Below are 19,683 nucleotides of genomic sequence, written 5' to 3'. Positions count from 1 at the left end.
CAGGATGTCATAGCCGCGGTAGTGCAGGTCATTGCCGGTGCGGCCGACCGTGCACAGTGCGGTGTTACCGGCGGTCACGCCCGACAGGGCAACGGACTTCTTGGGCTTCGGGGTGGCGATCGGTTGTGCTTCGGACATCAGGGTCTCCTTGTGAGGTGCGGTTCGGCTGGCCTTACTTGGCCTTGCCCTGGGCAAACAGGGCGTCGAGTTTCTGTTCGTAGGCGTGGTAGCCGATGCTCTCGTAGAGTTCGGCGCGAGTCTGCATGGTCTCGACCACGTTCTTCTGGGTGCCGTCGCGGCGGATGGCGTTGTAGACGTTCTCGGCGGCCTTGTTCATCGCGCGGAAGGCCGACAGCGGGTACAGCACCATCGATACGCCGGAGCCGGCCAGTTCGTCGGTGGTGAACAGCGGCGTGGCGCCAAATTCGGTGATGTTGGCCAGCACCGGCACCTTCACCGCGTCAACGAACTTGCGGTACATGGCCAGATCGGTCATGGCTTCCGGGAAGATTGCGTCGGCGCCTGCCTCGACGCACGCCACGGCGCGCTCGATGGCGCTTTCCAGGCCTTCCACGGCCAGCGCGTCGGTACGCGCCATGATCACGAAGTTCTCGTCGGTACGGGCATCCACGGCGGCCTTGATGCGGTCCACCATCTCGGTCTGCGTGACGATTTCCTTGTTCGGACGATGGCCGCAGCGCTTGGCGCCAACCTGGTCTTCGATGTGCATGGCGCCGGCGCCGGCCTTGATCAGCGAGCGGGTGGTGCGGGCCACGTTGAAGGCCGACGAGCCGAAGCCGGTGTCGACATCGACCAGCAGCGGCACATCGCATACGTCGCTGATGCGGCGCACGTCGATCAGCACGTCTTCCAGGCCCGAGATGCCCAGGTCGGGCAGGCCCAGCGAGCCCGCGGCCACGCCGCCGCCCGACAGGTAGATGGCGCGGTAGCCGGCGCGCTTGGCCAGCAGGGCGTGGTTGGCATTGATGGTGCCCACCACCTGCAGCGGATGCTCTTCGGCCAGGGCCTGGCGGAAGCGGGCGCCGGCCGAACGGGCCAGGTCGGATGCGGAATAGGTCATGGTAGTGGTGTCTCGTTTTCAGGCAATGAAGGAACGGGCCCAATACTGCAAGGGGTATGCCAGCCACCCCGGCGAGACCTGCGGATGTGTCTAACCCATTGATTTTACGGATGATTGCAACGCCGCCGGTGGGCCATGGAACGCGTCGGAAGTCATTTCATCGCGCTATTGCATTGCATGGGTGGAATTCGAATTTCATGATTGAAATTCATATCGGCCGCGGGCACAATAGCAGCACTCTACGCCTGAAGCACCATGCCACCCCCAGTCTCTCCTCCCGGCCTGCCGCGCATCTGGGCACTCGGCATCAGCCGTCTGCAGCGCGCCTTCGCGGAACTGATTCCCGCCTATTCCCACCTTGCGGAGTTCCGCATCGTCGGCCGTGCCTACGACTCCGCGGCCGATGCCATCCGGCGCGAGGCGCGCGAAGGCAAGCTCGACGTCGTGGTGTCGGGCGGCTCCAATGGTGCCTACCTGCGCCAGCACGTGGATCTTCCGGTCGTGCTGGTCAAGGTGACCGGCTTCGACGTGATGAGCGCATTGTCGACCGCGCGGCGCATTTCGCCCCATGTGGCGCTCGTGACGCACGCTTCCACGTATGCGGAGGTGGACGAATTCACGCGCGCGTTTTCGCTGTCGATCCCCGCCTACACCTACCTGACCGAGGACGACGCCACCGCGCGTGTCCAGACGCTCAAGCAGGAGGGCGTGAAAGTGGTGGTCGGGCCCGGCCTGGTGACGGACCTGGCGGACCGGCTCGGCCTGATCGGCGTATTCCTGTACTCGGGCAATTCCGTGCGCATGGCGCTCGAGGATGCGATCGAGGCGGCGCGCCTGCGGCGCATCGAGTCCGGGCGGCGCGACTACGTCAACAACATCCTTGCGCACCTCAACGAGGGCGTGGCCGCGGTCGACGGCGAAGGGCGCATCCAGTCATTCAACCCGGCGATGGAGCGTTTCCTCGGCACGCCGGCCGCGAATGCGGTCGGGCGCAAGCTGCAGGCGCTGTCGCCGGGCCTGTCGCTGGACGACGTGATTCAGAGCGGCACGAAGGAACTCGAAGCGATCCAGAAAGTGGGCGACCGCATGGTCGTGGTCAACCGCATCCCGCTGGTCAATGAGTCCGGCACCACGGGTGCGCTGCTGACCCTGCAGGACGCCACCGCCATCCAGCGCGTGGACCGCAACCTGCGCTCGCGCAGCCGCACGCGGCTGCCGGGCGTGCGCTACAGCCTGGAAGACCTGGCCGGCACCTCGGCCGCCATGGCGCACCTGCGCGATCTGGCGCGGCGTTATGCGGCGGTCGATTCGACCGTGCTGATCGGCGGGGAGAGCGGCACCGGCAAGGAAGTGCTGGCACAGGGCATGCACGACGCCAGCCCGCGCCGCGCCTTTCCGTTCGTGGCCGTCAACTGCGCGGCGTTCCCCGAGACCCTGCTGGAAAGCGAACTGTTCGGCTACGAGGAAGGGGCTTTCACCGGCGCGCGACGCGGCGGGAAAGCGGGCCTGTTCGAGTCGGCCCACAACGGTACGCTGTTCCTGGATGAGGTCGGCGACATGCCGCCCGCGCTGCAGACGCGGCTGCTGCGCGTGCTGCAGGAAAAACAGGTGCTGCCGATCGGCGGGCTGGAGGCCGTGCCGGTCAATGTGCGCGTGATCGCAGCCACGCACCGCGATCTCGCGCAGCGCGTGCGCGAAGGCAGTTTTCGCCAGGACCTTTACTACCGCCTGAACATCCTGCGCATCGAGGTGCCGCCGCTGCGCGAGCGTGCCGAGGACCTGCCGGAACTGGCTGACCTGCTCTACCGGCGCGCGCTCGAACGGTTGGGGCTGGAGCACCGGGACGGCCTGCCGGAAGCGGCCCGCGTGCGCCTCGCCGGCTACCACTGGCCGGGCAATATCCGCGAACTGGAAAACGTGACCGAGCGCATTGCCGTGCTCGTGGCGGGCCGTCCGCTGGAGCCCGCCGAACTGCAGCGCGAACTGCATGGCGCGGTGCCGGAATTGTTCGGCGATGATGCCGGCCAGGTGCCGGGGATGCCGGGGATGCCGGGGACGCCGGAGACGCGGATCGTGGCCGACATCCCGGCGCAGGAGTCCGCGCGCGGTGGCCGGCCGCGCCGCGTCGGCCGTTCGCTGGCGGGTGTCGCGCAGGCGAGCGAAACCGAGCATATTCGCCGGGTGCTGGCCGAATGCGGCGGGGATCGCAACGCGGCGTGCCACATCCTCGGGATCAGCCCGACCACGCTGTGGCGGCGGCTCAAGGCGGAGTGAATGGCGGACTGAGGGCCGACTGAGGGCGCCTGCCGCCTGCCTCAGGCGGGCGTCTTGCGGAACGCGATCGCGAACCGGTTCCACGTGTTGATGGCGTTGATCAGCAGCGTGAGGTTGACCAGCTCCGCCTCGTCGAAATGCGGGCGCACGGCTTCCCACGCCGCGTCCGGCACGTGGTCTTGCGACACCAGTGTCACAGCCTCGGTCCACGCCAGCGCGGCCCGCTCGCGATCCGTGAAGAACGGCGTTTCACGCCATACCGACAGCGTGGCCAGCCGGCGGTCGTCCTCGCCGCCCTTGCGCGCGTCGCGCGTGTGCAGGTCGATGCAGTAGGCGCAGCCGTTGATCTGCGACGCACGCAGGCGCACCAGTTCGACCAGCGGCTTTTCCAGCCCGCTCTTGCCGATCTGCTCTTCAAGTCCCATGACGGCCTTGATGGCGGCCGGGCTGGCCTTGTAGAAATCCAGACGTTGTTGCATCGCTTGCTCCGGTTCGGTGTGTGGGTTGCGCGGCGCCAGCGGGCGCCGTGACAGGAACAAGAGTAGGACGCGGAGTGGCTATCCAAAATGGCCGATTCTGACGAATTTTAGGTAACCAGTGGAAAAAGGGCTTCCAACCCGGCTTCCAGCCCGGCTTGCAACGCTCAGGCGGCGTCCTGGCGTCGGCCGGCGAGGGCGCTGGCCAGGCGCGCAAGCCCGGCATGGATCGCAGTGACGCCGATGCCTCCGTAGCCGAACAGCAGGCCAGGCCGCGGAGCCTGGCTGACGAACATGCCGGCCATGCCGTATAGCCCGACCGATTCTGCCGCCGCCCGCCGGATCATGTCGCTTTCGTCCTGAGGCGCCCGGATGGCCGCCACCAGGTGGATGCCTACCGCGCACGGCAGCGGCGTGAGCCACGGTGCCAGGTCGCCGCGCAGGTGTTCCAGCAGCGCGGCGCGGCGCGCGGCGTACTCCTTGTGCATGCGCCGCAGGTGCTTGGCGAAATAGCCGTCGAGCATGAACTTGGCCAGCGCGGCCTGTGTCATGGTGCAGCTGTGCCAGTCGCCTACCTGCTTGGCCCGGCGCAGCGCGGAGCCGAGCGGGGCGGGCGGAATCACATAGCCCACGCGCAGCTCCGGGAAGATGGTCTTGGAGAAGGTTCCCACGTAGGCCACCACGCCGGCCGTGTCCAGGCTCTTGAGCGATTCCATGGGGCGGCCTTCAAAGCGGAACTCGCCGTCGTAGTCGTCTTCCACCACCAGCGCGCCGTGGCGCTGCGCCCATTCCAGCAGGGCCAGCCGACGCTCCAGGCTCATGGGCATGCCCAGCGGAAACTGGTGGGACGGCGTGACGTAGACCATCCGGGCGTTGGCCGGCAGCGCGTCGACAACCAGCCCTTCCTCGTCCACGGGCACCGGCACCACCTGCGCTCCGAGCGCGGCGAAGATGATGCGCGCGGGCGGATAGCCGGGATCTTCCATGGCGACCACCTCGCCGGGACGGACCGAGACCTTGGTCAGCAAGTCCAGCGCCTGCTGCGCGCCCTGCGTGATGACCACCTCGTGCCAGTGACTGACCACGGCGCGGCTGAAGGCCAGGTAGCTCGCCACGGCCTGGCGCAGTTCCTGTTCACCGGCCGGGTCGCGGTAGGTGCCGCGTCCACGCGCCTGCACGCGCAGCGCGTGGCTGACGCAGCGGCGCCACTGGTCGAACGGAAACAGGCTTTTGTCGGTGACGCCGCCGACGAAGTCATAGGCTGGCGGCGTGTCCGCTGGCGTCATCGGCAGCGCGTCTTCCAGCCGGGCCCAGATCGATCCCGCCGCCGGCGAGGTGGCCGGCATGGGCGGCGGCGGCGCCAGCCGTGTCATGGCGTCGGCCACGAAGGTGCCATCGCCCGCGCGCGAGCGCAGGTAGCCTTCGGCGATCAGCCGTTCGAACACGTCGAGCGTGGTCTTGCGCGAGACGCCGAGCTGCAGCGCCAGTTCCCGCGTCGAAGGCAGCCGCTGGCCCGGCGCGAGCCGGCCGTCCATTACGCCGGCGCGAAGCTGGCGATAGATCTGGCCGGCCAGGCCCTGGCGGCCGTGGATCGTGAGGTGGACATCCATCTGGTCTGGCTTGCGGGTGGTTGGTGGAGGGGATCGGCAGGGGGTATCGAGAGGGCTGGCCAGCGTGGCCGCGCCCGAGCGGACCGCCGCGCGCCGCGCTAGCCCGCGCGCGGTGCCGTGCGCGTGAATGGCGCGGGCACCAGGCCCTTTCCGGCCAGCCAATCCTGATTGAAGAGCCGCCCGAAGTAAAGATCGCCGCGGTCGCAGAGCAGGGTGACGATGGTGTGCCCCGGACCCATCTCGCGCGCCAGCGCGACGGCGGCCGCGACATTGATGCCCGTGGAGCCGCCCAGGAACAGCCCTTCCTCGCGCAGCAGGCGATAGACCATGTCGACGCAGGCCTGGTCCTCGACCCGCACGGCGTCGTCGATCGCGGTGTCCTGCAGGTTCGCGGTGACGCGGCTGGAGCCGATGCCCTCGGTGATCGAGCTGCCCTCGGACTTCAGTTCGCGGTGCTTGACGAAGTTGTACAGGCTGCTGCCGCAGGGATCGGCGAGCACGATGCGCACATGCGGCGTGTGTTCCTTCAGGCAGCGCGAGATCCCTGCCAGCGAGCCGCCGGTACCGGTGGCGCAGACGAAGGCGTCGATGCGTCCGGCGGTGTCATGCCAGATTTCCGGGCCGGTGGTCTCGTAGTGCGCCTGGCGATTGGCCACGTTGTCGAACTGGTTGGCCCAGATGGCGTTTTCGGTCTGCTCCGCCAGCCGGCCGGCAATCTTCTGGTAGTTGTCCGGGTCGGCGTACGGCTTCGCCGGGACGGCGCGCACCTCGGCGCCGAGCATGCGCAGGCGCTCCATCTTTTCGGGGGACTGGGTATCGGGGATGACCACGATGCACCGGTAGCCGCGCGCCGCGCAGATGTGCGCCAGGCCGATGCCGGTATTGCCCGCGGTGCCCTCGACGACCGTGCCGCCCGGCCTGAGCGTGCCGCGGCGTTCGGCGTCGCGGATGATGTAAAGCGCGGCGCGGTCCTTGACCGAGCCGCCGGGATTCAGGAATTCAGCCTTGCCATAGATGTCGCAGCCGGTCTCGGCGCTCAGCCCGCCGAGCCGGATCAGCGGCGTGTGTCCGACCGTGCCGACAAAACCATCCCTCACGTCCATGGAGCGCTCCTGCGCGCCCCGCAAGGCATGGGGCGTCATCCAGAGTGATAGACCGGGCAGCGGAGATTGACAAGACTGGTGGCGCGAGGGCGTCGGGCCCTCAGGTGGCGCCCTTGAGTGCCCTTAAGCGGCGCCCTTAAGCGGCATTCAGCCAGCGGAAGCGGAAGTCGCCTTCGACAAGCTCCTGTCGTGTGGCGTGGAAGTCACGCATATATTCACGGTTCAGGTGGGATTCCAGGGCGCCCCTGGAGTCCCAGACCATGTAGACCACGAAGACTTCAGCATCTTCGGCGTCCTGCCCGACGTGGTAGTTCAGGCAGCCTGGCTCCGTCAGTCCGCGCGTGCGCAGCGAATCGAGCTGGGTCACCAGAGCTTCGCGGCGATTGGTCTTGGCGCGGGCAATGCCGACTAGCGTGTACGTTCTGGACATGGGATGACCGGCGAGCGTCTGCGGGCGTCAGGTAAGCGTTTGGCGGGCCATTGTAGCCGCGCCAGGCGGTGAGGCCGGAATGCCCGAGGAGCCCGTCTGGGCATTTTCCGGCGGCTTGACAGCGGCGGCCGGCTCGGTTCCAGATGCACATTTTCCTAAAGTATTGGCCGCGGATGCCGATAGGGGCCGGGAACGAGGCACCTTTTCAAACGGGGCAATGCATGTTGAGACGAATCAAGGCGGAGCAACTGCAGGTCGGCATGTTCGTTGCCAGGCTGGGCGGACCCTGGCATGCGCGCGCATTCTCGCGATCGAAATTCCTGGTGACCAGCGAAGATCAGGTCAGCCAGATCCGGTCTTCGGGGGTGCAGGAGGTCTGGATCGACATTCTCAGGGGCCGCAACGCGCCAACGCCGCCGGCGGCGCTGAGCCCCTGGGAGACGCCGGAGCCCGAACCTGCCCCTGCCACTGCCCCGGTCGCCGCCGTCAGCCTGGAAGCCGAGTTCGGCCACGCCCGCGAACTGCTCCAGTCGGGCAAGTCGGTGATCGGCTCCATGTTCACCGATGTGCGCATGGGACGCGCGCTGGAGGTCGACGGCGCGCTGCTGCTGGTGGACTCGGCGTCGCAGTCGCTGTCGCGGCATTCGCAGGCGCTGATCGCGCTGGCGCGGCTCAAGGCGCGCGACGACTACAGCTACATGCACGCGTTCGCCATGTGCGCGCTGATGGTCGCGGTCGGCCGCACGATGGAACTGCCGCCCGAGGAGGTGCGCGATCTGGGCCTGGCCGGGCTGGTGCACGACATCGGCAAGCTGACGCTGCCCGAGGCCGTGCTGCACAAGCCCGCTTCCCGCAAGCCCGGCGAGGACGAGGAGATTCGCCGCCATCCGTCGACGGGCTACCGCATCCTGAATGAAGCGCGCGTGAACGCCAACGTCGTGCTGGACGTCTGCGTGCACCACCATGAGCGCGTGGACGGCCGCGGCTATCCGTTCGGACTGATGGGGCGCGAACTGAGCGTCCACGCCAAGATCGCGGCCATCTGCGATACCTACGATTCCCTGACTTCCAGCCGCCCGGGCCACCAGGAATGGTCGCCGGCGCGCGCCATGGAATACATGGCGGTGCGCGTCGACACGCTGTTCGACCGCCGCGTGTTCAAGGCCTTTACGCGCACGGTGGGCATCTACCCGCTCGGCACGGTGCTGCGGCTGCGCTCGAACCGGCTGGCGGTGGTCTGCGCCCAGCATGAGGCCGAGCCGCTGCGCCCGCGCGTGATGGCGTTCTACTCGGTGCCCGATTCGCGCGCGCTGACGCCGCAGGTCATCGACCTGCGCCACAGCGACGACACCGTGGTGGCCTTTGAAGACCCGGCCGACTGGGGCTACACCGACGAACAGTTGCTGGCTATCTACGCCGGGCAGGGGCGGCCTGGCGCGGCGCAGGCAACAGCCGCGGCGATGCCTGCGGGCTAGCCCCGGCTCGCGCTGATCGCGCTAATTTTCGTCGGCATGGGGGGCTGAAACTGCTGCCGTCGTGACGGGCGAGGGCGGGCCCGCCGCATTTTTGTACACTGTGCGGCTGAGTGACCCGCCTTTTCCCGCCTTCATGGACCTAGACGCCCTGCCGGACCTGATCCAGCACTACATGCCCACCCGTCCGTGGGCGCAGAACCTCGTCTACATGGCGATCCTCATACTGGTCGCCACGGTGGCCCAGTGGCTGGTGGCCAAGGTGGTCTCGCGCATCGCGCACCGGCTGCTGGTGATCTCAGGCAACGGCAACTGGAGCAAGGCGCTCATGCGTCACCGGCTGTACCGGCGCTTCGGCTATGCCGTGTGGTTCGCTGTGATCACCGTGGGCGCCGGGGAGGTGCCGAATATCGGCCGCTACGCGCTGGCCGTCGAGCGGATCACGCACGCCGGCACCTGGATCTGCCTCTTCATGATGATGGTCGGCGCGCTGGGCGCCTGGCAGGACGTCTACGCCGGCAGCACGCGCGCGCAGACGCGTTCGATCAAGGGCTATGTACAGGTGGGTCGCCTGGGCCTGTGGCTGGTGTGCGGCGTGCTGGTGCTGTCGATCCTGATCGACCGCTCGCCGCTGTGGATGCTGTCGGGCCTGGGTGCGCTGTCGGCGGTGCTGCTGCTGGTGTTCAAGGACACGCTGCTGTCACTGGTGGCCAGCACGCAGCTGACCTCGAACGACATGCTGCGCATCGGCGACTGGATCGAGATGCCGCAATGCAATGCCGACGGCTACGTCAAGGACATCGCCCTGCATACGGTGAAGGTGCAGAACTGGGACAACACCGTGACCACGGTGCCGACCTACAAGCTGTTTTCGGAAAGCTACCGCAACTATCGCCAGATGTTCGAATCGGGTGCGCGCCGCATCAAGCGCACCCTGCGCCTGGACGCCGGCAGCGTGCGGTTCCTGAGCGACGATGAAGTCCATGCGCTGATGCGTTTCCGCCTGCTGCATGACTATCTGGAGCAGAAGCAGGCCGAGGTCGACGAGGCCAACCGGCTGCTGGTCGAGGCCGGCAGCGACGCCGTCAACCGCCGCCGCCTGACCAATATCGGCACCTTCCGCGCCTATGGCATTGCCTACCTGAAGGCGCACCCGGAAATCCACCAGGACCTGCTGCTCAACGTGCGCATGATGGAGCCCGATTCGCACGGCATCCCGGTCGAGGTCTACTGCTTCACGCGGCTGACCGCGTGGATGGACTACGAACGCATCCAGGGCGATCTGTTCGATCACTTGCTGGCGATCCTGCCCGAGTTGAGCCTGCGCCTGTACCAGGCGCCGTCGGGCGCGGACCTGACCGGGGCACGCATCAACCCCGTGCTGGCCGCGGCGCAGGTCGCGGCGGCGCAAGCGACGATGCCCGAGAAGAAGGCATCGCCGATGCGGTAGCCGTCAGCCTGCCACGCGCGGCTTGACGCGCCCGGCGGCTTCCTTGGCGCGCGCGCGTGCCGTGTCGACATCGTCGGCATAGGCCAGCGCCACGCCCATGCGGCGCGTGGCGAAGCTTTCCGGCTTGCCGAACAGGCGCACCTCGGTCTGCGGCACGCGCAGCGCCTCGTCCACCCCGTCGAACACCACGCCCCGTGCCTCCACGCCGCCGTAGATGACGGCGCTGGCGCCGGGGCTCTTCAGCGCCGTGCTGACCGGCAGGCCCAGGATGGCGCGCGCGTGCAGTTCGAACTCGTTCTGCCATTGCGTGGCCATGGTGACCATGCCGGTGTCGTGCGGGCGCGGGCTGACTTCGCTGAACCAGACCTGTTCGCCCTTGACGAACAGTTCCACGCCGAACAGGCCCTGGCCGCCGAGGTCCGAGGTGACCGCGCGCGCAATGTGCTCGGCCTTTTCCAGTGCCGCCGGGTGCATCGGGTGCGGCTGCCAGCTTTCGACGTAATCGCCGCTGACCTGGACGTGGCCGATCGGGGCGCAGAAGTGCGTCTCGACCTGGCCGTCGGCGCCAAGCGCGCGCACCGTCAGCAGCGTGATCTCGTAGTCGAAGTCGATGAAGCCTTCCACGATCACGCGGCCGTGGCTCACGCGGCCGCCGGCCATCGCGTAGTCCCACGCGGCCGTGACGCCTTCCGGTCCGTCGATCTTGCTCTGGCCCTTGCCCGAGCTGCTCATGACCGGCTTGACCACGCACGGGTAGCCGATGCCGCCATCGATCGCGGCCTGCAGTTCTTCGAGCGAATCGCAGAACTTGTACGGGCTGGTCGCCAGGCTCAGCGTTTCGGCGGCGAGGCGGCGGATGCCTTCGCGGTCCATGGTGAGGCGCGCGGCCCGTGCGGTGGGAATCACGCGCACCACGCCGGCGGCTTCGAGCGACTCGAGCATCGGCGTGGCGATGGCCTCGATCTCGGGCACCACGAGCTGCGGCCTTTCCGCTTCGATCAGCGCCTTGAGCTGTTCCGGATCGCTCATCGCGATGGTGCGCGCGTGATGGGCAACCTGCTGGCCGGGGGCGTTCTCGTAGCGGTCCACGGCAATGGTTTCGACCCCGAGCCGCTGCAGCGCAATCAGCACTTCCTTGCCGAGCTCGCCGGAGCCGAGCAGCATGACCTTGGTGGCCGAAGGGGAGAGGGGGGTTCCGATGGTGGTCATGGGGCGTCGTGGCTCGCGAAGCTGGGAAAGCCCGCATTGTAGTGCAGGCCGGCGCCGGCCTTCACGGTCCGGCCCTGTCGCGGGCGGGCGCACGCCGCAACGTCTGCGCGGGGCATGCCATTGAATTCGCCGCTCGAAAAGTTTCATGACGGCATGCCGCCCCGAGCCGGCTTGCCGCGATACATTCGGTCATTAGCTTCGGCAGACAGCCGGGTACGGGAAAAGACGAGCATGACCACTGCGCCAAGATCCGCCCGGAACATGCTGGCTGCGTGGCTGGCGGCGCTGGGCCTGTCGACATGGGGCGCGGCGCAGGCGCAGGAGGCCGCGCCCGCCACCCCGGCGCAAGCGAAGCCGTCGCGCAGCCTGTCGTTCCTTGATCCCGAAGACGGCATGCTGGATGCGAGCGACTTCCTGCTCAACCACAAGGGCGCGCTGCCCGTGCCGACCATCATCACCGAACCTGCAGTGGGTTACGGCATCGGGCTCGGCTTGGTGTTCTTTTCCGAGTCCGTGGCCGAGGCCCATGCCAAGGCATCCGGCAACGGACCGTCACCGCCGAATATCACCGCCATCGGCGGCGCCTATACGGATAACGGCACCTGGGCCGCGGGCCTGGTCCATTTCCACACCTGGGACGGCGACCGGTACCGGTATCTCGGCGCCATTGCCAAGGTCGACGCCCAGCTCGATTACTTTGGCTTGCTGAACCAGCCGCGCGCCTACGAACTGCAGGGCACGTTCCTGATCCAGCAGTTCCTGGCGCGCATTGGCGATTCGCGCTGGTACGTGGGCCCGCGTTACATGCTGTTCGATGCGTCGACGCGTTTCAAGTTCGGCAATGCCGACGAGCTCGGCAGCATCGACAAGGACCAGCGCATCGGCAAGGGCGGGATCGTCGTCGACTACGATTCGCGCGACAACATCTTCTATCCGAACAAGGGCAGCTATGCCGAACTGGAGGTGCAGTTCGCGCGCCCCGGCCTGGGCAGCACGCAGACCTTCGACATGTATAACGCGCGCGGCTATACCTGGCTGCCGCTGGCGCGCACGCTGATCCTCGGGCTGCGCGCCGACACGCGCTTTTCCACCGGCGACGTGCCGTTCTACGCGCAGCCCTACGTGGACCTGCGTGGCGTGCAGAAGGGCCGCTACCAGGACCGCAACGCCGTCATGGCGGAAATGGAGTTGCGCTGGGACGTCACGCCACGCTGGGCGCTGCTGGGCTTCACCGGGACCGGCAAGGCCTACGGCCGCTGGCATGATTTCTCCGATGCCACCAAGGTCTACAGCGTGGGGGCCGGCTTTCGCTACATGATCGCGCGCAAGCTCGGCGTGTCCATGGGCATCGACGTAGCCCACAGCCAGGGGCAGAACGCGTTCTATATCCAGCTCGGCAGCGCGTGGCACTGAGTAGCCGCGGAGCAGGATTTACGGCGCGTTGCGTTGGACGATGCGATACACCTTGCCGCTGCCGGACGAGGTAAGCGGGTCGGCCAGCACGTAGATCTCGCCCTGCGCGTCCGCGCCAAACGACAGCACGCTGCCCGGGACGGCGATGCCCCAGTCGATCTGCTCTGCCGCTGCTTCGCGAAAATCGAAGCTGCGCAGCCAGCCACTGCACAGGTCCGAATACAGATAGCGGCCGCGCAAGGGCGGCATGGCGGCGCCGCGGTAGACATAGCCGCCGACTACCGCGCAGCCGCCGTTCGCATCGTGGCCGTAATCGAGTTGCGGCTGGGTAATGCCCTGCATGCTGCAGGTCGGCGCCCCGAAGCATGCCGAACCTTCGGTCCGGTTCCAGCCATAGTTCAAGCCGCCCGTGGCAGACGGGGCCACGTCGATTTCCTCGCGCTGGTCCTGACCCACGTCGGCAATGTAGAGCGTGCCGTCCGTGCTGTCGAACGCAAAGCGCCAGGGGTTGCGCAGGCCGCTTGCCCAGATTTCGCCGCGGCGCCCGGGCTGGCCCGCGAACGGGTTGCCGGGAGGGATCGCGTAGGGCTGGCCGCTGGTAACGTCGATGCGCAGCAGTTTGCCCAGCAGCGAATCGAGGTTCTGCGCATTCCCCGACGGGTCACCACCGCCGCCACCATCGCCCGTGCCCAGGTAGAGCATGCCGTCGGGCCCGAAGGCTGCCAGCCCGCCGTTGTGGTTGCTGAAGTTCGGGTGCGGGATGGTGAGCAGGATGGTGGCCGCCGTGTTGGCGACATTGGGGTTCGACGCGGAGACCTGGTAGCGCGCGATCGTGATATTGCCGGCGGTGTCGGTGTAGTAGACGTAGAAGCGCCCGTTTGCCGCGTACGCGGGATCGAATGCCATCGACAGCAGGCCGCGCTCGCCGTCCGTGGTCGTCAGCGATGCGATATCGAGGAACGGCGTGGCCAGCAGCGTGCCGCCCTGCATCACACGGATGCGCCCCGCGCGCTCGACGATAAACAGCCGCGCGTCATTGGCGGGTGACGTCAGGAAGACCGGCGCCGCGAGGCCGCCAGCAACTTCCTGCAGCGCCAGCGCGAAGGGCTGCGACGTCCCGTATGTCACGGTGGCGCTTGCCGTGCCATTGCCCACGGTCACCTGCTGCGTGACAGGCTGGGGAAAGAACGCGGCCGAGCCGGACAGCACGCTTGCCGCCACCACGGTGTAGACGCCGGCCGCCAGGCCAGACAGCGTGGCGCTGCTGCCCAGGCGCTGGCGAAAGCCGGCTGGCCCGTTCACGGTCACATCGCCGCTGGTGCCCGACGGCAGCCCGGTGATGACCACGGCCAGTGCGGAGGCAGCTGGCGTGCCGATCGTGATGGACACCTGCGAGCTGCCGCCACAGGCCGCCAGGATGAAGGCGAGCAGCAGCAGGGCCGCGCGGCGGATGCCGGCTCGTGCACGTGGCATGGATGTCTCCGTTGGGCCTTCCAACGAAGACTAGTTCAGGACACTAGGTCGTGGCCAGCGCCGGTGGGCGGCGCTGCGTCGCTACGGCAAAGGCAATCTGCGCCAGACCGGCAGTCAGGCCAAGCCCCACGCCGACCTGCCAGGCCAGCGTGTACGACCCCAGCGCGTCATACACCAGGCCACCGCCGAACGCGCCGACAAAGCTGCCGATCTGGTGGCTGAAGAAGGCCATGCCGCCGAGCATGGCCTGCCAGCGCAGGCCGAAGGTCTCGCCGATCCAGCCTGCCACCAGCGGCGCCACGCCAAGCCACAGGAAACCCATCACGGCCGCGAATACCAGCGTGCTCGCGGGCGTGGGTGCCGACGAAAAATACCAGGTCAGCGCCAGCGAGCGGATGGTGTAGATGCAGCCCAGCAGCAAGAGCTTGTTGACGCGCCCGCCAGCCCATCCGAAGAAGATGCTGCCCAGTACGTTGAAGCCGCCGATGACGCCGAGCGCCTTCGCGCTGAGCATCGGGTCCATGCCGCAGATATCGAGGTAGGAGGGCAGGTGCGTGGTCAGGAATACCAGCTGCATGCCGCACACGAAATAGGCCATGGCCATGACCAGGAACGGTACGTGGCGCAACGCCGTGCCAAGCGCCTGGCGTGCATTGTCCTGGTCCGCGCCTTGCGGCGTGGCGATAGGCAGGCGGTCCACCCGGCCGGCGAACCAGGCCGCGGGCAGCATCACCAATGCCAGGATCACGAACGCCGCCACGCCGGTGCGCCAGCCGAAGGACTGCGCGACCACCTGGCCGATCGGCGCGGCGATCAGCGCACCCAGCGAGCCGGCGCCCGACACCAGCCCCAGCACCGTGCTGCGCATGGCCGCCGGCACCGGCCGCGCCGCCACCGCCATGGAGATCGCGCTGCCCGTGCAGGCCATCGACGCGCCGATGGCCACGCCGGCGCCCAGCGTCACGCCGACCAGGCCGTGCGAGGTGCAGAGCAGGACCAGTCCGATCACGTAGAGCAGCGAGCCGCTCATCATCAGCGGCCGGAACCCGACGCGCGTGGCCCACGCGCCCGCGAGCGGCTGCAGCAGGCCCCAGGCCAGGTTCTGCACGGCAATGGCCACGGTGAAGTCGGACACCGAAATGCCGATGTCCTTCGTCAGGGGCGGCATGAAGATGCCCAGGCTCTGGCGCAGGCCCATGGCCAGGCTCAACATAACGGAGGCGCCCAGGAGGATGGGGAGCGCCGGGCGGAGCGCGTCGAAGCGGGATGGCACGGAGGGATGTCTCGGGTCGTTATTGTTGTCCCGATGGTGTCGCGCCGCTCCGCATGAAGATTAAGCAGGCGCTGAATTCATCAGGTGAAGCCAGCGTAGGGGCTGGCCGGACGGGTGTCAATGTGCCTGGCACCCGCCCGGCGGCGCGGGGCCAATGTCCTGTGCGGCTATCGGCCAGGCCCGCGCAGGCTCCGCCCGCATGCGTCTCAAACACGCCTCAATCGAGGCTGACTTTCGACGCCTTGATGGTCTCGCCCCAGCGTTTGACTTCGCTGTTGACGAGCGCGGCGAATTTCGGCTGTGGCTCGCCACCGGCAATGCCGCCCATCTCGCGGAACCTGGCCACGGTCTCGGGATCCCGCATGGCCTTGACCAGCGCATCCTGCAGCGTGGCAACGACCGCGGGCGGTGTCTTCGCCGGTGCGAATACGCCAAGCCAGCCCATCACCACGAAGTCCCTGATGCCCGCCTGCTCCATGGTAGGCACATCGGGCAGGCCGGGCAGGCGCTCCGCGCTGGTCACGGCCAGCGCGCGCAGCTTGCCTGCGCGGATATGCGGCAATGCCTGCGTCAGGTTGTCGAACATGAATGTGGTTTCACCCGCCAGCAGCGAGGTGGTGGCCGGTGTGGAGCCCTTGTATGGCACATGGATGACTTCGGTGCCGGTACGCAGCCGGAACAGTTCCGACGTCAGATGCGTGGTCTGCCCGATGCCCGCCGAGCTGTACGAGTATTTCCCCGGCGACTTCTTCAACTGCGCGACCAGGTCGCCCACGGTCTTGTACGGCGACTGTGCGTTGACGACCAGCACGTTCGGGAAGGAGATCATGTCCGTGAGTGGCATGAAATCCTGCGGCTTGTAGGTGAGCAGCCTGTAGGCGCTGTAGTTGATGGCGTGGGAGCCGGTATTGCCGACCAGCAGCGTGTAGCCGTCGGCCGGCGCGCGCATGAACGTCTGCGTGCCGATGATGCCGCCGCTGCCGGGGCGGTTGTCCACCACGACGGGCTGGCCGAGCAGGGCCGAGAGCTTCTGCGCGACGAGGCGCGTGGGGATATCGGTGGTGCCTCCGGGCGCACCGGGCACGATGATGGTGATGGGCTTTTCGGGCCACGCGGGCGCGGCCTGCGCGACGTTAGGCAGGGCGGCCGCGCCCAGGATGCCCGGAAGCATCAGCGCGGCGGAGTTCCTGAACAGCGATTGTGGCAGCCGGGTGGTCATGGGTGTCTCCTCCATGGTTTGGTCTGTTGTGCTGCGGGTGCTGCAAGGCGTGGATGGCAAAGCGGCCGGCGCAAAGGCCGGCCGCACGGGCAACGGTTACCGCTTCATGCCGCTTGCTTGCCGCTCACTTGCCACGTACTTGCCACGTACTTGCCACTTACTTGCCGGTCCACACCGGTTTGCGCTTTTCGGCGAACGCGGCCGCGCCTTCGCGCGCGTCGGCCGAGGAGAACACCGGGGCGACGATCGGGCGCTGGCGCTCGAACATCTCCGCCGCCGGCCAGTCGGTGGATTCGCTGACGATCTGCTTGCTGACCGCCACGGCCATCGGCCCGTTGGCGCCGACTTCCGCGGCCAGCGCCAGCGCGGCTTCGAGCGCCTGGCCCGGCTCGGTCAGGCGGTTGACCAGGCCGTAGGCATGCGCCTGCTCGGCGCCGAGCATATTGCCGGTCAGCGCGTACTCCATGGCGACGTGGTAGGGCATCCGGCGCGGCAGGCGCATCAGGCCGCCGGCGCCGGCCACCAGGCCGCGCTTGACTTCGGGCAGGCCGAATTTGGCAGCCTTGGACGCCACGATCAGGTCGCAGGCCAGCGCCATTTCAAAGCCGCCGGCCAGTGCGTAGCCTTCCACGGCGGCGATCAGCACCTTGCGCGGCGGCGCCTCGGTCAGGCCGCCGAAGCCGCGCCCCGGCAGGCTCGGGCGCTTGCCGGCCAGGAAGCCCTTCAGGTCCATGCCGGAGCAGAAGGTGCCGCCCGCGCCGGTCAGGATCGCCACGCTCAGGTCGTCGCGCGACTCGAACTGGTCGAGCGCGGCGGCCATTGCCGTCGCGGTCTCGAAGTCCATGGCATTGCGCGCCTCGGGTCGGTTCAGTGTGATCAGCAGGATGTTGCCGCGTGTTTCGAGTTGCAGCGTTTCGCTCATGCTTGTCCTTGTGTTGGTCCTGGTTCCTTGAGATCGGTCGAGGCGATGCCGGCGGCTCAGCGCGGGGCCATGCGGATGGCACCATCCAGGCGGATGGTTTCGCCGTTGAGCATGATGTTCTCGAGGATATGCAGGGCGGTCGAGGCGTACTCGTCCGGTGCGCCCAGGCGCGCGGGGTGCGGCACCATGGCCCCCAGCGAAGCGCGCACGTTTTCCGGCAGCTTGGCCAGCAGCGGCGTGTCGAACAGGCCCGGCGCGATCGTGCAGACGCGGATGGCGCGTTGCGCCAGGTCGCGCGCGGCCACCAGCGTCATGCCGACGATGCCGGCCTTGGCCGACGAATACGGGATCTGGCCGATCTGGCCTTCGTAGGCGGCCACCGAGGCGGTCAGCACGCAGGCGCCGCGCTCGCCGTCCACCATGTCGTTCTTCGCCATGCGCGCGGCAGCGAGGCGCAACGCATTGAACGTGCCGATCAGGTTGATGCGCACGATCGATTCGTACTTTTCCAGCGAACCGGGCGAGCCGTCCTTCTCGACCACGCGCACCGGGCCGCCCAGGCCGGCGCAGTGCACCAGCGCGCGCAGCGGGGCGAGTGCCTCGGCGGCGTCGTAGACGGCGTTCATCTGCTCGGTGTCGCAGACATCGGCCTTGACGAAGCAGGCCTTGGGGCCCAGTTCGTCCACGGCGGCATGGCCGCGTTCTTCGGACAGGTCGGCGATCACCACGCTCACGCCACGCTCGATCAGGCGGCGTGCGGTGGCCAGGCCCAGGCCGGACGCGCCGCCGGTCACCACGGCGGACATATCTGCGGTCAGTTTCATCTTGAGTCTCCGGTTCTGTTCAGGAATATTCAGGAATTGGGCTTCGGGAAATACAGCACGAACCGGGACGAAGCCCGGCCCATGCAAAGGCCTTACAGTCGCTCGATGATGGTGGCGTTGGCCATGCCGCCGGCCTCGCACATCGACTGCAGGCCGTAGCGGCCGCCGCTGTCTTCCAGCGCATGCAGCATGGTGGTCATCAGGCGCACGCCCGACGCACCGAGCGGGTGGCCCAGCGCAATCGCGCCGCCACGCGGGTTCAGGCGCGCGGCGTCGGCGCCGAGCGCCTTCTGCCAGGCCAGCGGCACGCAGGCGAACGCCTCGTTGATCTCGTAGTGGTCGATCTGGTCCAGCTTCAGGCCGCTCTTCCTGATGGCGCGCTGGCTGGCCGGGATCGGCGCGGTCAGCATCATCACCGGATCGTCGCCGCACACGTCGAAGGCCACGAAGCGCGCGCGCGGCTTCAGCCCCAGGCGCTGTGCCGCCGCTTCGCTCATCAGCAGCATGGCCGAGGCGCCGTCGCTGATCTGCGAGGCATTGCCAGCGGTCACGTTCCAGCCGATCTGCGGGAACCGCGCGCTCAGTTCGTCATTGCGGAACGAGGCCTGCAGCGTGCCGAGCTTCTCCACCGAGGTGCCGGGGCGGATGGTTTCGTCGTGCTCGATCACGCCGTTGGGCGTCACGATCGGCAGGATCTCGCGGCGGAACGCGCCGGCTTCGCGCGCGGCGGCGGCCAGCTCGTGCGAGCGGGCCGAGTAGCCGTCCATCTGTTGGCGCGACAGTTCGTACTTTGCGGCCACCAGTTCGGCGGCGACGCCCTGCGACACCAGGCCCGGCGCATAGCGCGCTTCCATCGACGGGCCATAGGGGTTCTGGCCGATACGCGCCGAACCCATCGGCACGCGGCTCATCGACTCGATGCCGCACGCGATCACGATGTCATAGGCGCCGGCCATGATGCCCTGCGCGGCAAAGTGCACGGCCTGCTGGCTGGAGCCGCACTTGCGGTCGATGGTGGTGGCCGGTACGTGGTCGGGGAAGCCCGCCGCCAGCCAGGCCACGCGGCCCGGGCCGGCGGATTGCTCGCCGGCCTGCGTGACGCAGCCCGTGATGACGTCGTCCACCAGGCCCGGGTCCAGCCTGTTGCGCTCCACCAGGCCCTTGAGCACCTGGGCCAGCAGTTCGGTGGCGTGCAGTTCGGTGAAAGCCGAACCCTGCTTGGAGCGGCCCATCGGGCTGCGGATGGCGTCAACGATGACGGCTTGTTGCATGGGGTTGTCTCCTGGAAAGCAACGGCGGATGGCGAGTGACGAGCGACGAGCACTTGCGACGAACCGGATATTGAGACTTCGGTGCCGGAAAGTGATCGTCGGATACGATGATTTGGGATTCTCGCGTCGGAAATCTGCCGCGTAAACTCAAGAATCAGGATTTGACTTCGGAAAAGACGAAGG

16 protein-coding genes and 1 pseudogene are annotated in these 19,683 nt (G+C 67.8%); 4 read left to right on the top strand and 13 right to left on the bottom strand.

All coding sequences use genetic code 11. The features are described from left to right. Positions 1 to 138: pseudogene (locus tag KHO22_RS30800) on the bottom strand (2-methylcitrate synthase); the annotation flags it as partial. 34 nt (positions 139 to 172) lie between these two features. After that, positions 173 to 1,081 carry a methylisocitrate lyase gene (prpB, locus tag KHO22_RS30795; protein ID WP_211950971.1) on the bottom strand — a complete coding sequence of 303 codons (909 nt, stop codon included), beginning with the start codon at positions 1,079 to 1,081 and terminating at the stop codon, positions 173 to 175. A 255-nt stretch (positions 1,082 to 1,336) separates the two neighbouring features. Here prpB and prpR point away from each other — a divergent pair, with 255 nt between their 5' ends. Next, the gene (gene prpR / locus KHO22_RS30790; protein WP_211950970.1) at positions 1,337 to 3,355 is read left to right on the top strand and encodes a propionate catabolism operon regulatory protein PrpR; all 2,019 of its coding nucleotides are present in this window, start codon (positions 1,337 to 1,339) and stop codon (positions 3,353 to 3,355) included. 41 nt (positions 3,356 to 3,396) lie between these two features. Here the strand turns inward: prpR and KHO22_RS30785 are convergent, their stop codons facing one another. The 4 genes from KHO22_RS30785 to KHO22_RS30770 form a co-directional block, all read right to left on the bottom strand. Next, the gene (locus KHO22_RS30785) at positions 3,397 to 3,834 is read right to left on the bottom strand and encodes a carboxymuconolactone decarboxylase family protein (protein ID WP_211950969.1); all 438 of its coding nucleotides are present in this window, start codon (positions 3,832 to 3,834) and stop codon (positions 3,397 to 3,399) included. Positions 3,835 to 3,998: 164 nt separating this feature from the next. Further along, positions 3,999 to 5,441 (bottom strand): MocR-like pyridoxine biosynthesis transcription factor PdxR, encoded by a 1,443-nt coding sequence (pdxR, locus tag KHO22_RS30780; protein WP_211950968.1) that lies wholly within the window; start codon positions 5,439 to 5,441, stop codon positions 3,999 to 4,001. 98 nt (positions 5,442 to 5,539) lie between these two features. Then, complete coding sequence (locus KHO22_RS30775) at positions 5,540 to 6,544, bottom strand: cysteine synthase A (protein ID WP_211950967.1); 1,005 nt, start codon at positions 6,542 to 6,544, stop codon at positions 5,540 to 5,542. A 136-nt stretch (positions 6,545 to 6,680) separates the two neighbouring features. Beyond that, entirely contained in the window at positions 6,681 to 6,974 is a 294-nt protein-coding gene (locus tag KHO22_RS30770) for a putative quinol monooxygenase (RefSeq protein ID WP_211950966.1), read from the bottom strand. 221 nt (positions 6,975 to 7,195) lie between these two features. Between KHO22_RS30770 and KHO22_RS30765 the strand changes: the two genes are divergently transcribed. Together KHO22_RS30765 and KHO22_RS30760 are read left to right on the top strand one after the other, a co-directional pair. Continuing rightward, on the top strand, positions 7,196 to 8,449 hold the full coding sequence (locus tag KHO22_RS30765) for a cyclic di-GMP phosphodiesterase (protein WP_211950965.1): 1,254 nt from the start codon (positions 7,196 to 7,198) through the stop codon (positions 8,447 to 8,449). Between the two features lie 133 nt (positions 8,450 to 8,582). Next, entirely contained in the window at positions 8,583 to 9,896 is a 1,314-nt protein-coding gene (locus KHO22_RS30760) for a mechanosensitive ion channel family protein (protein ID WP_211950964.1), read from the top strand. A gap of 3 nt (positions 9,897 to 9,899) precedes the next feature. On the opposite strand, the gene purT is transcribed toward KHO22_RS30760, so the two are convergent. Beyond that, positions 9,900 to 11,105, bottom strand: coding sequence for a formate-dependent phosphoribosylglycinamide formyltransferase (gene purT / locus KHO22_RS30755; protein ID WP_211950963.1), 1,206 nt, complete (start codon positions 11,103 to 11,105; stop codon positions 9,900 to 9,902). Positions 11,106 to 11,336: 231 nt separating this feature from the next. Here purT and KHO22_RS30750 point away from each other — a divergent pair, with 231 nt between their 5' ends. Then, positions 11,337 to 12,518: a BamA/TamA family outer membrane protein gene (locus KHO22_RS30750; RefSeq protein ID WP_211950962.1), complete on the top strand. Its 1,182-nt coding sequence runs from the start codon at positions 11,337 to 11,339 to the stop codon at positions 12,516 to 12,518. 18 nt (positions 12,519 to 12,536) lie between these two features. Here the strand turns inward: KHO22_RS30750 and KHO22_RS30745 are convergent, their stop codons facing one another. From KHO22_RS30745 to KHO22_RS30720, 6 genes are all read right to left on the bottom strand, one after another. Continuing rightward, a complete protein-coding gene (locus KHO22_RS30745; protein WP_211950961.1) occupies positions 12,537 to 13,991 on the bottom strand; it encodes a PQQ-dependent sugar dehydrogenase in 1,455 nt (484 codons plus the stop codon). Between the two features lie 43 nt (positions 13,992 to 14,034). Beyond that, a complete protein-coding gene (locus tag KHO22_RS30740; protein WP_211950960.1) occupies positions 14,035 to 15,204 on the bottom strand; it encodes an MFS transporter in 1,170 nt (389 codons plus the stop codon). A 277-nt stretch (positions 15,205 to 15,481) separates the two neighbouring features. Continuing rightward, complete coding sequence (locus KHO22_RS30735; protein WP_211950959.1) at positions 15,482 to 16,483, bottom strand: Bug family tripartite tricarboxylate transporter substrate binding protein; 1,002 nt, start codon at positions 16,481 to 16,483, stop codon at positions 15,482 to 15,484. Between the two features lie 157 nt (positions 16,484 to 16,640). Further along, positions 16,641 to 17,405 carry a crotonase/enoyl-CoA hydratase family protein gene (locus tag KHO22_RS30730; RefSeq protein WP_211950958.1) on the bottom strand — a complete coding sequence of 255 codons (765 nt, stop codon included), beginning with the start codon at positions 17,403 to 17,405 and terminating at the stop codon, positions 16,641 to 16,643. 56 nt (positions 17,406 to 17,461) lie between these two features. Continuing rightward, on the bottom strand, positions 17,462 to 18,229 hold the full coding sequence (locus KHO22_RS30725) for an SDR family NAD(P)-dependent oxidoreductase (protein WP_211950957.1): 768 nt from the start codon (positions 18,227 to 18,229) through the stop codon (positions 17,462 to 17,464). A gap of 92 nt (positions 18,230 to 18,321) precedes the next feature. Beyond that, the gene (locus KHO22_RS30720; RefSeq protein WP_211950956.1) at positions 18,322 to 19,500 is read right to left on the bottom strand and encodes a thiolase family protein; all 1,179 of its coding nucleotides are present in this window, start codon (positions 19,498 to 19,500) and stop codon (positions 18,322 to 18,324) included. Positions 19,501 to 19,683 lie beyond the last annotated feature (183 nt).

The sequence above is a fragment of the Cupriavidus yeoncheonensis genome, assembly GCF_905397275.1.
Lineage (GTDB): Bacteria > Pseudomonadota > Gammaproteobacteria > Burkholderiales > Burkholderiaceae > Cupriavidus > Cupriavidus yeoncheonensis.
The sequence above is the reverse complement of the archived record's forward strand: the minus strand, read 5'-3'. Positions and strand labels throughout refer to the sequence as shown.